At 55.2% G+C, this 14033-nt stretch carries 10 protein-coding genes; 4 read left to right on the top strand and 6 right to left on the bottom strand.

From position 1 onward, the window contains the following. The first annotated feature begins 5 nt into the window (after positions 1-5). A complete protein-coding gene (locus QN378_RS08250) occupies positions 6-1430 on the top strand; it encodes a gamma-aminobutyraldehyde dehydrogenase (protein ID WP_322201579.1) in 1425 nt (474 codons plus the stop codon). A gap of 113 nt (positions 1431-1543) precedes the next feature. Continuing rightward, positions 1544-3025 (top strand): APC family permease, encoded by a 1482-nt coding sequence (locus QN378_RS08255; RefSeq protein WP_323550880.1) that lies wholly within the window; start codon positions 1544-1546, stop codon positions 3023-3025. Positions 3026-3098: 73 nt separating this feature from the next. Here the strand turns inward: QN378_RS08255 and QN378_RS08260 are convergent, their stop codons facing one another. The 3 genes from QN378_RS08260 to QN378_RS08270 all read right to left on the bottom strand — a co-directional run bounded on the left by QN378_RS08260 (position 3099) and on the right by QN378_RS08270 (position 6638). Further along, positions 3099-4205: an NADH:flavin oxidoreductase/NADH oxidase gene (locus tag QN378_RS08260; RefSeq protein ID WP_322201575.1), complete on the bottom strand. Its 1107-nt coding sequence runs from the start codon at positions 4203-4205 to the stop codon at positions 3099-3101. A gap of 112 nt (positions 4206-4317) precedes the next feature. After that, entirely contained in the window at positions 4318-6033 is a 1716-nt protein-coding gene (gene recJ, locus QN378_RS08265; RefSeq protein ID WP_322201573.1) for a single-stranded-DNA-specific exonuclease RecJ, read from the bottom strand. A 62-nt stretch (positions 6034-6095) separates the two neighbouring features. After that, positions 6096-6638, bottom strand: a complete 543-nt coding sequence (locus QN378_RS08270) for a YaeQ family protein (RefSeq protein ID WP_322201571.1) — start codon at positions 6636-6638, stop codon at positions 6096-6098. A gap of 284 nt (positions 6639-6922) precedes the next feature. Here QN378_RS08270 and QN378_RS08275 point away from each other — a divergent pair, with 284 nt between their 5' ends. Next, positions 6923-7759, top strand: coding sequence for a TIGR02285 family protein (locus tag QN378_RS08275; protein ID WP_407074104.1), 837 nt, complete (start codon positions 6923-6925; stop codon positions 7757-7759). Between the two features lie 195 nt (positions 7760-7954). Here the strand turns inward: QN378_RS08275 and QN378_RS08280 are convergent, their stop codons facing one another. Next, positions 7955-8251 carry a DUF3509 domain-containing protein gene (locus tag QN378_RS08280; protein WP_322206822.1) on the bottom strand — a complete coding sequence of 99 codons (297 nt, stop codon included), beginning with the start codon at positions 8249-8251 and terminating at the stop codon, positions 7955-7957. Between the two features lie 173 nt (positions 8252-8424). On the opposite strand from QN378_RS08280, the gene QN378_RS08285 reads away from it, so the two are divergent. Continuing rightward, positions 8425-9087 (top strand): response regulator transcription factor, encoded by a 663-nt coding sequence (locus QN378_RS08285; RefSeq protein ID WP_322201569.1) that lies wholly within the window; start codon positions 8425-8427, stop codon positions 9085-9087. On the opposite strand, the gene QN378_RS08290 is transcribed toward QN378_RS08285, so the two are convergent. Further along, positions 9056-10309 carry an EAL domain-containing response regulator gene (locus QN378_RS08290; RefSeq protein WP_322201567.1) on the bottom strand — a complete coding sequence of 418 codons (1254 nt, stop codon included), beginning with the start codon at positions 10307-10309 and terminating at the stop codon, positions 9056-9058. The genes QN378_RS08285 and QN378_RS08290 overlap by 32 nt on opposite strands. An 85-nt stretch (positions 10310-10394) precedes the next feature. Continuing rightward, positions 10395-13937, bottom strand: a complete 3543-nt coding sequence (locus tag QN378_RS08295; protein ID WP_416350634.1) for an ATP-binding protein — start codon at positions 13935-13937, stop codon at positions 10395-10397. Between the last annotated feature and the right edge of the window lie 96 nt (positions 13938-14033).

Raw genomic sequence — 14033 nt, forward strand, 5'->3', positions numbered from 1 at the left:
CAACCATGCAAACCAAACTGTTGATCAATGGCCACTTGGTCGCGGGCGAAGGCCCTAGCCAATCGATATTCAACCCGGCGTTGGGCCGTGTATTGGTAGAAATCAACGAAGCCAGTGAGGCTCAGGTCGATGCTGCCGTGCGGGCCGCAGAGACCGCATTTGAATGCTGGTCGCAGACCGCGCCCAAGGATCGTTCGCTGTTGCTACTTAAACTGGCCGACGCCATCGACGCTCATGCAGAAGAATTGGCAAAACTTGAATCCGATAACTGCGGCAAGCCGTACCACGCCGCCCTCAACGATGAAATGCCGGCGATCGCCGACGTGTTCCGTTTCTTCGCTGGCGCCAGCCGTTGTATGAGCGGTTCGGCGGCGGGTGAGTATTTGCCGGGACATACCTCCATGATCCGCCGTGATCCAGTGGGCGTTGTTGCCTCGATTGCGCCGTGGAACTACCCGCTGATGATGGTCGCCTGGAAAATCGCACCGGCGTTGGCGGCAGGTAATACTGTGGTGCTCAAACCGTCAGAACAAACCCCGCTGACCGCGTTGCGCTTGGTCGAGTTGGCCGCCGATATCTTCCCGGCGGGCGTGCTGAATCTGGTGTTCGGTCGCGGGCAAACCGTGGGAAATCCGCTGGTGACCCACCCGAAAGTGCGGATGGTCTCGCTAACCGGCTCAATCGCTACCGGTTCGCACATCATTTCCAGCACCGCCGACAGCGTTAAACGCATGCACATGGAATTGGGTGGCAAGGCGCCGGTGATTATTTTTGACGATGCCGATATTGAAGCCGCCGTGGACGGTATTCGCACCTTCGGCTTCTATAACGCGGGGCAGGACTGCACCGCTGCGTGCCGGATTTATGCACAGAAAGGCATCTACGAAAAATTCGTCACTCAACTCGGCGAAGCGGTCAGCAGCATTAAGGTGGGTTTGCAAAACGATCCGGAAACCCAATTGGGTCCGTTAATTTCTGCGCAGCATCGGGATCGAGTTGTGGGTTTCGTTGAGCGCGCACTTGCCCAGTCACACATTCGACTGATCACCGGTGGCAAGGCGATAGAAGGCAATGGCTTCTTCTTCGAACCAACGGTGTTGGCCGACGCTCAGCAGGATGACGAAATCGTCCGCCGCGAAGTATTTGGACCGGTGGTTACGGTGACTCCATTCGACGATGAAGCACAGGCATTGGCGTGGGCCAATGAGTCGGATTATGGCCTGGCGTCCTCGGTGTGGACCAAGGACGTCGGCCGCGCCCATCGGCTGGCCGCCCGTTTGCAGTATGGCTGCACGTGGGTCAACACCCACTTTATGTTGGTCAGCGAAATGCCCCATGGCGGGCAAAAGCTGTCCGGTTATGGCAAGGATATGTCCATGTATGGATTGGAAGACTACACCACCGTCAGGCATGTGATGTTTAAGCATTAGAACTGATCGTAGCCTTTAGTGGGATCAAAACAATAACGACTGAACCGGGCCGCGCTTGAGTGCATGGCTGCGGATTCCCATACCCAAAATCTGGCGATTTCCAGGAGAAATATATGACTGTTCCATCCCTTAATTCAGCCGCAGACAGCGACGCTGAACAACTGAGGAAGTTGGGTTACACCTCTAACTTCAACCGCACCATGAGCTTGTGGGAAAACTTCGCGCTGGGCTTCACCTACTTGTCGCCGGTCGTCGGCGTTTACACCTTGTTCGGCTTTTGCCTGGCAGCGGGCGGCCCCCCGATGTTCTGGGCTTACTTATTGGTGGGTATCGGCCAATTATTGGTGTGCCTGATCTTCGGTGAGGTGGTGTCCCAGTTTCCGATTTCAGGTGGTGTTTATCCGTGGGCTCGCCGTTTAGTGGGTAAGCGCTGGGCGTGGATGGTGGGCTGGATTTACGCGATTGCCTTATGCGTGACTATTGCCGCTGTTGCAGTGGGTGCCGGGCCTTATTTGGCCGCGATGTTGGGTTTCGCACCGAGCAACACTACCAATATCGTCATTGCACTGGTGCTAACGCTGTTTGCCACGTTGGTTAACCTAAGCGGCACTAAGGTACTGTCGCGCATCGCCATGTTTGGCTTTTTATGCGAGTTGATCGGCGCTGTAATCGTCGGTTTGTACTTGTTGATATTCGAGCGCCACCAGCCAATCAGCGTGCTGTTTAACACCTTCGACATCCGTATAGACGGCTCGTACTTGCCGGCTTTTTTGACTGCATCGCTGGCGGGAATGTTTTTGTATTACGGCTTTGAAGCCTGCGGTGACGTGGCCGAAGAAACACCCAACCCGAGCAAGATGATTCCGCGCGCCATGCGCATGACCATCTACATCGGCGGCGCCGCAGCAATGTTCGCGTGCCTGGCGCTGATTCTTTCCGTGCCGGACATGGCGGCGGTGATCAACGGCACCGACAAAGACCCGGTGACCACTATTCTCAGCAACGCTTTCGGGGTCACCGGTTCAAAAGTGGTCATGGCCGTTGTAATGATTTCGTTTATCTCCTGCGTGATAAGCCTACAGGCCGCCGCTAGCCGACTGCTGTATGCCTACGCCCGAGATGAAATGATCGTGGGCAGCGACGTGCTTAAACGTCTGTCGCCCAATACCCAAGTGCCGGTCGCGGCACTGTTTGTAGCCGGTATATTGCCGGCGCTGATCATTTGCCTGGGCCTTGTGTTGCAGGATGCGGTTGCCACCATCGTCAGCTTCGCCGCCATCGGAATTTACCTTGCGTTCCAAATGATCGTGGCCGCTGCCCTTTTCGCCCGCGCACGTGGCTGGATACCCAGCGGCCAATTTAGCCTCGGCATATGGGGCCTGCCGATTAACCTTGGTGCGCTGATCTATGGCGTCCTAGCGATCATCAACATGGCCTGGCCGCGCACCCCAGACGCGGCGTGGTACATCAACTACGCCATGGTCCTGACCACCGCCATCGTCATCGGCCTGGGCCTGCTCTACATGTGGCTCGGCAAACCGTATGACCACGGGACGGCACCAGCCGGGGATGCGTGCAAGGTCGGGAAAAGCTGAGATCTACCCCCTGTAGAGACCAATTTGTTGGCGAAGGATTCACAGCGGCGTGTTGGACACGCCGCCTGTCCATTCAATCGCGCAAATCGGATTCGTGGATCGGTTGATCACGGTGGGTGGCGCGTTGGTATTGGGCGGGCCAGACGGCTTTGCGGCCGCCGAGATCGTCGTCGGCGTGGAGGGGCCAGTACGGGTCACGCAGCAGTTCTCGGGCCAATAGGATCAGGTCGGCCTGGCCGGTACGCAGGATGTGTTCGGCCTGTGCCGGTTCGGTGATCATGCCCACCGTGCCGGTGGCTATGCCGGACTCTTTGCGCACGCGCTCGGCGAATCGCGTCTGGTAGCCTGGTCCTACCGGAATTTCAGCTTTGGCCGCCGTGCCGCCTGAGGATACGTCAACCAAGTCGACGCCCAAGTCTTTCAAGCGCCGTGCCAGCTCGACGGTTTCGTCAGGGTTCCAGCCATCCTCCACCCAGTCGGTCGCAGAGACGCGTACGAATAAGGGCAGCTCTTGCGGCCAGACCGCACGCACGGCTTGGGTGACTTGCAGCGTTAAACGGATGCGATTTTCGAATGAACCACCGTATTGATCACGACGTTGGTTGCTCAGAGGCGACAGAAATTGGTGCAGCAAATAGCCATGGGCGGCGTGCAGCTCGATCACTTTAAAGCCGGCGATCAATGCGCGCTTGGCGGCTTCAACGAACGCGGTGATGATTTCCTGAATCTGCGGTTCTTCCAGCTGAGTTGGCGCTGTATGTTGCGGATCAAAGGCAATCGGGGAAGGGCCAACAGGCACCCAACCGCCTTCACTGATCGGCACGCTGCCATGTTTGCCGATCCAGGGGCGCCACGTGCTGGATTTACGTCCGGCATGGGCCAATTGCATACCGGCGACTGCACCTTGGGCCGTAATAAACCGGGTAATACGTTGCAGCGGCTCGATCTGCTCGTCATTCCACAACCCCAAGTCTTCAGGGGTTATGCGGCCATCTTCGGTCACCGCTGTGGCTTCGGTGAAAATCAGCCCCGCGCCGCCGATGGCGCGGCTACCTAAATGGACCAGATGCCAATCATTGGCCAAGCCATCGACGCAGGAGTACTGACACATCGGCGACACCGCAATGCGGTTAAGTAAGGTCAGTTCGCGAATAGTATAGGGTTCAAGCAGCAGGCTCATGGGCACCTCTCAAGTTAAACTTCCAGACTCTAATTAACGTTCTCGATCGTGCTTAGAGCCTAGTAGACAACCCGAGGTAGCGAGGGTTCGTACCCCTGCCTACTTGCCTGCTCTAACGCGGAGCGATGTGCGCAACCATCAATTGAACTGTTTCATTACCTCGAAACTCATTTAGGTCGAGTCTGTAGGCTAACTCCACCCAACGAATGGTTGGATTGGGCCAGATCTCACGATCAACACCAAAGGCGATACCGTCGAGCTTCAGCGACCCGCATTCGCTTTTTAGCACCATTTTTAAATGTCGATCACCGACGATGCGTTGTTCGACCAGTTGGAATACGCCGTGGAACAGTGGCTCGGGGAAGTGCTGGCCCCAAGGACCGGCGTTACGCAAGGCGCGAGCCAGTTCCAGGTGAAACTCTTCCACCGCCAGCGTGCCATCAGACAGCAGTCGCCCGGTCAGGTCTTCTTCATCTAATTGGCGACGGACTTCAACGTCAAAAGCCTCGGCAAAGGCGGGGAAGTTCGCTTCTGGCAATGACAAGCCGGCCGCCATTGCATGGCCTCCGAACTTGCTGATCAGTTCTGGGTGTTTGGCGGCAACCGCGTCTAGTGCATCGCGAATGTGGAAGCCGGGCACCGAACGCGCTGAGCCTTTAAGCACACCCTCCCCCGCACTGGCGAAGGCAATGGTTGGACGGTGATAACGTTCCTTCATGCGCGAAGCGAGGATGCCAATCACCCCTTGGTGCCAATCGGCTTCGAATAAGCATAAACCGAACGGCATTGACTCCAACGGCAAGTCCTTGAGTTGGGCCAGTGCCTCGCGCTGCATGCCTTGCTCGATGGATTTGCGGTCCTGGTTCAAATCATCAAGCTGCGTGGCCATTTCACGGGCCAGGGTTTCGTCTTCGCAGAGCAGGCATTCAATGCCCAGACTCATGTCATCCAGACGCCCCGCCGCGTTCAAGCGCGGACCAATGATGAAGCCCAGGTCGGTGGACGTAATGCGTGAGGCTTCACGACGTGCGACCTCGAGAATCGCTTTGAGCCCCGGCCGCGCGCGACCCGCACGAATTCGCAACAAACCTTGATGCACCAGAATGCGGTTGTTGGCGTCCAGCGGCACGACGTCGGCAACGCTGCCCAACGCGACCAAATCCAGCAGGTCACCGAGGTTCGGCTGAGTCTGTTGGTGGGCCTGGAAATAACCGGTGTCACGCAAACGAGCGCGTAAGGCCATCAACACGTAGAAGATAACGCCGACACCCGCGAGGGCTTTGCTGGAAAACTCACAACCGGGCTGATTCGGGTTGACGATGGCATCGGCAGCCGGTAATTCACGGCCGGGCAAGTGGTGATCGGTGACCAGTACCGTCAACCCCGCCGCTTTGGCCGTCGCCACACCCTCGACGCTGGAGATGCCGTTGTCCACGGTAATCAACAATTGCGGCTGACGCTGAAGTGCGACCGCGACGATTTCCGGGGTCAGGCCGTAACCATATTCAAATCGATTGGGCACCAGATAATCGACATGAGCCGCGCCGAACAGACGCAGCCCCAACACGCCCACGGCGCTGGCGGTTGCTCCGTCAGCATCGAAGTCGCCAACGATCAGAATGCGCTGGCGCTCTTTCAGCGCAATAACCAGCAGATCGACCGCCGCATCAATACCCTTGAGTTGCTGATACGGGATCAGCCGCGCCAGACTCTTGTCCAGCTCCACCTCGGACACCACGCCGCGTGCGGCATATAGACGGGTCAACAAGGGTGGCAGGTCGCCAAGGAATGGCAAGGTGTCAGGCAACAGGCGAGCTTCGATACGCATTCGGTTTCCGCTGATGTTTTACTTTTTGACCATGCTGGCCGGGCAGTCAGAGACGGCGCTAATCAGTCGCGCTCACCGGTAAGCCATTGCAGCTGAACTTCGTGCTGGCCGCGGTCGTCGGTGACGAAAATAGTCCCTTCGCTGATCATCACGTCCCACTTGATAACCCGTGGCATGTCCTTGGCCAGTACTTCCAGAATGTCTTGCGGCACAGCGGCGATATTCACGTTTTTCAGGTTTTTCGCAACCGGAATCACCTTGGTTTCCCAAACGCGCAAGCTGCCGTACGCCAGCAAACTGGTGCGTTCGGTTCGCCGCGAAGACCAGGTCAACCGATCTGCGTCAGGCTGACCGACTTCGATCCAGTGTAAAACGCGATCATCTAGGCTTTTTTCCCACAGCGCTGGTTCGTCTACTTCTGACAGACCACGGCCAAATGACAGCTGCTCGTTGTACCAAAAGGCATAGGCGAGCAAACGCACGGTCATACGTTCTTCGGTTTCCGAAGGATGCCGGGCGATAGTCTGTTTAACGCTCTCATACACGCCACGATCAAGGTCGGTGAGGTTGAGTTCGAATTTGTAGGTCGTGGACGGCTGGGCCATGGACGGGCTTCTAGATACGGGGAAAGGCGACAAGTCTACCCGATGCTGACCTCTTCAACGACGACGATGGTCTGCCAACGACTTGGGAACACCTCTATTTATGAGCACGTTGGGCCGAACTCAGCAGGTACGTTGCTTGAGGCAGAGACAGCGGAAGGCAGATTTTAATCTAGACAAGCAGAACGCCAGCTAAATGGCGCTATAATTCAGTCACTTTTTTTTGCGGATGGATTCAGCGAATGACCTGCCGCTTACTACTTACCAGAACCTACGCAAAGGTAGCGCTGATCACGCTGATGCTTTTATGCGTTCCGCGCATTGGTATGGCGAAAGACACAATTATGTGGTTACTGCGAGACTTTCCCCCTTTGACCATTAGCTCAGGCCCCCAAGAGGGACAAGGCGCTATTGATAAGCTAATGCCTTTGCTGATAGCCGGGATGCCTGAGTACGATCATTTAATGTTGCGTGTAAATCGGGCCCGGGGGATACAGATGCTCAATGAACCGTCGTTTACCTGTGACCCGACATTGCTGTGGACCGCTGAGCGCGCTAAAACCATTGTATTTTCGATCCCAACCTACGCAGTGATCAGTAATGGCATAGTTATTCGCCGCAATGACTTCAGTCGCGTAAGCCCTTTCATCAAGGAGGGTCAGGTCGATCTAGCGGCGCTGTTGGCAAGTCGACAAATCAAGCTCGGAATCGTCGCAGAGCGAAGCTATGGCCCGGTGATCGATCAAATACTTCAGGCCGCACCAAATGATGCGGTCAGCCGGCACTATGGCAATGACGCTGTTGGCAGCCTGTTACAGATGGAGCGCGTGGGCAGATTGCGTGCGCTAATCAGTTACTGGCCTGAGGCACGATTCACTGCGACGCAAGAAGATATCGACCCCAACGATCTAAAGTTCTACCCGATCATGGGCACGGCTAAATATCAGTTCGCCCATATTGGTTGCTCGGATACGGCCCAAGGGCGCGACGCGATGGAAATCATCAACCGCAAAATGCGTGTCCTGCGTCAAACCAAACTCATCGACTTCTACGCCGACTGGCTAGACCCCAACTCCCGCTTGGCGTACCTGGAAGACGCCAAGGCATTTTTTGAAAGCCCATAAGGGGAAGAGTTCATTGCAGTAATCAGACTCATTGGCCGAATTTCAGGCAAAAGAAACCCCGAGCAGTGGGGCACTCACTCGGGGTCAAACCGTGATCCCTCAGGACCAGTACGGCAGGTATCAATCACCGGAGCACAATGCTTGAACCTGCCGTAATTAATCAGAGCACTCGGCGCGAAAAAGGTTCCCGAACAATCAATTAAAAGCCTGCAACGAAGTAAAAACCTGAGTAGACGTCGCATACCGCATGGCTGCGATGACGCAAGGTTCAATTCGGCCTTCAGCAATCAGTAGATCCCGGTGAAAACCATCTACCACATCCGTCAGTTGCCGTTTGTCACAAAGCTGCGCCACGCAAAGTGTGCGTTCGATCACAATCGCACCTGCCGCATTTTTCAAAGTGACGACGCGTTCGCCATTCGCGCCCGCTGGCCCTAGGTTTGCCTGATAAGGTGTCAGGGCTTCACTCAGCAATAAGCTGATATTTTCCATCTGGTCACCACTCGATAGTTTGAATGCAAGGTGCTTATCAATGACCATCCGTTCGATAAGAAAGTTCTTCTCACCTGAGTGGGGTGATTGCCCGCTACCAGACGCCTGAGCATGCCTGCCGAAGATGACAGATAAAAAACAACGGCAGATATCTCTTATAAAGGACCCCAATATTGAACGCCGCTCCTGCCAAACCGTTGCGCGTCATTCTGGCCGACGATCATCCTATTTTCCTGATCGGGTTGAGGGTTGTGCTTGAGCAACACAGCCATGCCACCGTAATCGCCGAGGCCGACTCGCCATCGGCGCTCGCCGAGGCACTGAAAAATCACCCCTGTGATGTACTGGTGACCGACTTCATGATGCCCATCGATCTGCAGAACGACGGGCTAATATTGCTGGAGCGGGTTCGCCGTGATTACCCACAGCTGCCCATCGTCGTCGTGACTATGCTCAATAATGCAGGGCTGTTTCGCTCGATCCTAGCGTCAGGTGTCACGGCACTTTTGAGCAAGGCAAGCTTGGCGGGGGAATTGCCCGCTGCGATCGAGTGCATCCATCAGGGCAAGCAGTACGTCGCAGCATCGGTCGCCAAAACGCTACTTGACGCGGGTGATTACGGCTCGGACACATTGATCGCCCACCAACACCTATCCCCCAAGGAGTCAGAGGTACTCCGCCTGCTAGGGGCCGGTCGCTCAGTAGGTGAGATTGCCGCGCAATTCAACCGTAGCAAGCAAACCGTGAGCGCACATAAAGTTAGCGCCATGCGCAAATTAGGGCTTAGCAATGATGCAGGATTGTTTATTTATTTGCAGGAACATGGTTTGACTTGAAATCAACGCTGGAACGCCCTGCCATCCAGCCAAACAGGTCCGCCTCGTTCATAGGTTTAGCCACGAAATATCCCTGCAACATCGGACTGCCTAATGCCTTGACCGCCTCATAATCACAAGTTGTCTCCACGCCCTCTACTACCACCTCCATTTGCATCTCGCGCGCCATCACCCAAGCACCCGCTACTACGGCAGCTTTGCGGGCATCTTCGGCCATACCGCGTATGAATTCGGCCGGAATCTTCAACTCCGAGAACGGCAATTGAAGCAGGCGCTGAATATTCGATGCGCCCGTCCCGAAGTCATCGATAGACAAAGTGCAGCCCCGCATGCGCAAGCGCAGCAAGCCTTCCAGCTGCGCAGTAGTGGTTTGCAGCGCTGAGCTTTCTACGATCTCAAGAGTGAGGACGCTGGCCGGTAAATCCAGTCGTGACAGAAGTGCGCCGACGCCTTCAACAAAATCTGCTTCATTAAGCATTGTCGGCGCAATATTCACCGCAACGGGCAATGCGCTGCCAGTTGCCTGCATAACCTTGGAAGATAATTTCAATGCCAACTCCAGCATGCGCCAGGTCAGCGGCACGATAAGCCCCGCGCCCTCGACGGCGGCCATGAAGCTGCCCGGCGACAACAAGCCATGACGGGGATGCTGCCAGCGAATCAACGCTTCGACGCCAAGCACATCACCTCCAATATTGACTTTAGGTTGGTAGTGGGCGGTCCACTGCTCGACAACATCAATTTCGCGAATATGCTGACCGGGTGCCAGTGGGTGCAGTTCTTCCAAAGAAAACACGGCGCAACCGGGAGACAGAGGTAACGGCTCGAGAGCCTGTCGGCCGGCGCAGTAAGACTCAAGCAATTCCCGAAGCACCGCAGCGGACGCTGGCTTTTGCAGGCTGCCTAAAACCCACAGGCCCTGTTGCCGCGCTAGATAGGCCGCACCGTCGAGTACGCTTCTATCACTGCTGCTAAGGATAATAATCGCGCGAGCGCGCTGACCTTCGGCGAGGTATCGAATCATCTCAAGCCCGTCCGCACCCTCCATTTGCAAATCACAGATAGCAATATCGACATCGCCGCGATTAGCCAATGATTGCCGCGCATCGGCAACGCTGTGAGCCGTCATGACATTGAACACCTGATTTGCGTTGAGCATTTGATGCAGCGCCATCAGTTGAAATGCATTGTCTTCAAGTATCAAAACATTAAGTGAGCGCACAATTTCGCCTCCCGGGTCAGAGCAGTTTTAGCCAACGGTCTCTGCACTTTAAAGTGGTCAGCATCTGTTCCCAATAAGACATGTCTTAAACTGGAGGCGACAGGTGATGCTGGATATCCGCACGCAACTGCTCAATCGCGCAACTCAACGTTTGCCATTGCACGGCAAGCGAAGCGTTGTTCTGTTGACTTACGCTACCATCAAGACTGGCACACGCCTTCGCCAACGGAACTGAATCGATAAGGCACGCTACACCTTTTAAGCGGTGCACAGAGGCACTCAGGGCCTTCCAGTCCTGCGTCTTGGTGGCAGGCGCAAGTACTTCCACCTCCTGCTGCAGGTTTTTCCAGAGTTCTGACAACAGTTGGTGCATCTGTTTGTCGTTGGCTTGGGTCATTTTGCGCAGAGTATCGACGTCAAAAGACTGCATCGGTGCAATCTCGGCTAGCACTTGCGCCAGCCGGCTCAACGACACTGGCTTGATCAATAGTTGGCTCATGCCTGCCTGTTCGCAGCGCTGACGCTCCCCACTCATGGCGTTGGCGGTATAACCAATGATCGGACAGGCCTGACGTTGTTCCTCTATCTCAATCGATCGAATATTTTCGGCCAACGCATAGCCACTCATTACCGGCATATTGCAGTCGGTAAAGACCGCATCGAATGTCTCTTGTCGCCAAAGCTTAAGGGCTGACCTTGCATCGCCGGTACATACCACCTCATGGCCGAGAAATTCTAACTGCTGATTCAGTACCAGTCGGTTCGCCGACAGGTCATCAACAATTAGTATCCGAATTGAGCGGCTAGCGGCGAGATGTTTATCCGTTTCGGTGGCCCGATCATGCTCTATGAGCACGCGGACCAAGGGCAATTCAACCGTCACGCAAGTCCCTGTGCCTGGGGTACTTTCGAGGCCGACGTGGCCTCCCATTAACTCAACCAACTGCTTGCAGATACTCAAACCAAGGCCGGACCCACCGTATTTGGCAGCCGTATCGTCGGTGGCTTGTGCGAAAGGCTGAAACAGCTGAGATTGCTGCGCGATGTCGATACCTACTCCACTGTCTTTTACGCTGACCCGCAGACACGGCCGTTGCGGCAAGCCCGAGGTCGTGACACTCACGACCACTGACCCCTCTCGGGTGAACTTTAAGGCGTTGCCCAGCAAGTTGTGCATGATTTGACGCAGACGCAGAGGGTCGACCCAAAAATCCCCCTCGGCCTGGTCGGCAAACTCCAATCGCACATCGAGTCCCTTTTCACGAGCACTGACCTTAAACAACCGAAAAATGCCATCAAAAAACGGCCGTAGTGAAGTCACCGCCAACGCCAATTGCATGCTGCCGGCTTCAATTTTGGTCAAGTCCAAACTGTCGCCAATCAGCTCGATCAGCTCATGGGCAGACTGACAGGCAAGATTCAGCCCTTGAGACGGTGTTTCGCCGCGCTGCAAGATCAGTTCGCGCTCGAGTTCGAGCAAGCCAATGATCGCCCCCATCGGCGTGCGAATTTCGTGACTCATGGTCGTCAGAAAAACGCTTTTGGCTTCATTAGCCTGTTCAGCCAGTTGCCGTGCTTCAGTGAGCTGAGCTTCCAGTCGTTTGCGCTCGGTGATATCAATCCAGCCACCTAATAACCCCTGTAATTGACCGTCAGCCCGATAGAACGGTACGGTCCATTGATAGGCATCAATCAAGCGACCAAACAGTTCCATGCGCCGGTCAGCAAACACCGGTTGCTGGTTTTCAAGCAATTTCAGGTAGTCGGCATGCATCTGTTCGGCGCTTATGCTCGGGATTAACTCGACATCAATCAGGCGACGTCCGCTCATTTGCTCGAAGCTGATGCCAAAACTTTCCTCGTAGCTGCGGTTACACGAAATCAAACAACCGCGTAGGTCACGGACGTAGATCGGATTGGGAATACCATCGAGCAAGGCCCGCTTGAATGCCAATTGATCGTTGAGTTGTTCCTCGGCTTTGAGGCGCTGCTGTATCTGCACATTTAAACGGCCGCTCCAGATCAGGGAGATCAGGCCGAACAGAAGTGTGACCGCCATAGCCCAGTAGACCCAAGCCGGAATTCGCAACCACACCGGCGGCGGAACGACAACTGCCCCCAACCATTTCATGCGAATCGCGCGCATTTCCGCCACCGGAAACTCTTCGAGGGCTTTATTCAGAATGCTGAGCAGTTCGGGTTGCGTCCGTACTACGGAGAAGCGATCAGATGACCACTGACCCTCAACGGTGCGGCCAATTTTCAGCGTAGCGAGCGGAAGCAGATGAGCGCCAGCCTCGCTCTGGATCGTGGCATCGGCCTGACCGTTTTCAACCATCCTGCGCGCTTGTTCGTAAGTGTTGACCGAGTAGATCCGGATGCCTGAATAGTTTCGGCGGATATAGTCCTCCAACGCATGCCGGGCGGGCAGCGCGAGGACACGTCCCGATAACGTTTGGAGGCTAATGGGTGACGCCTCGTTCTCACGCGAAACAAACACCCAGTTGCTGCCTCCAAACGAGTATGTGAAATCAAGAAATCGCTCGCGTTCGTTATTTTCGGCGAGTGTTGTACTCATATCGGCTTGACCGCTTCGCAGCAAATTGATGCTTTCCTCGGTAGAAGCCACTTCTTTGTGCACAAACTGCAAACCCGTCATGCGTGAAATTCGCTCCAGCATGTCCACGTTCAGGCCGACCCAGTGGCCGTTTGAGTCTTTGTAAAGGTACGGCGCATGTTGCCCGGACACGACCGTGACTTGGGGATGCTTTCGAATCCAGGCTTGTTCAGCGGTATTCAGCTTAATGCGCTGACGGGCAACGTCCGATCCCAGACCTGTAGTCCAACGTCCGAGCACTTCGCGCCGAACCGAATCATCGATACTCGCCAGCGCAAGATTGATCAGCGCCACCAGAGCGGCGTCTTCCTTACGGGTAGCGAATGAAAAACCAATAGGCGGCAACGCACTTTCGGATTTGATCTGCAACCCCATATAGGGCCGCAAAGCCATGTAGGCACGCACGATGACTTCGTTACCAATAAAGGCATCAACCTCGCCTTGGCTCAGTGCTTCAAGGGCACTGAACAGATTGGGAGCGAGAATCACCTCACTTGCCGGGTAGACCCGATGAACTACCTCAGCATCGGCGTAACCATCGAGTAGTACGATTTTCTTGCCTTTCAACTTTAAAGGCAGGGTGAAGTCACTGCTTCGCCCAACAATGACTGAGCGGTCTGGAAGGTAATCAACAGAAAACTCAAGCGCTTTTACCCCACGCTCAAAGCCGTTGGCCGTCGTGAGCATATCGACAGTGCCATTGCGTAACGCCTCAACGGCTTCATTGCGCTGGGCGAAACCGACGACCTGGATGGGGACAGAAAGCTTACTGCCAATCAGACTCAGGTAATCCGCGCTGATACCTTGGTAGCGATTACGGTCACTGGTGATGTCAATCGGTTCGTAGTCAGCAATCGAGATGCCCACACGCAATTTCTGGCGTTGATCCAACCACTGCCTGTCTTTTGGGTCGAGTGACAACGGCGTCAGGTTGACAAAGGGCGGGACGAGTCTGAACGGTAAGCTATTAGCTGCGAACGCCACTTGACTTAGACATAACAGCCAAAACAGAAGGGCTGTGTACAAAATAATTCTATTAGGGGCACCCGCAGGGTGCATGCTGAATTCCTTCACCGCTATTCCATTCCATATGGATCCAATACCTCA

The sequence above is a fragment of the Pseudomonas sp. 10S5 genome, assembly GCF_035019745.1.
In the GTDB taxonomy this organism is placed as follows: Bacteria; Pseudomonadota; Gammaproteobacteria; order Pseudomonadales; family Pseudomonadaceae; genus Aquipseudomonas.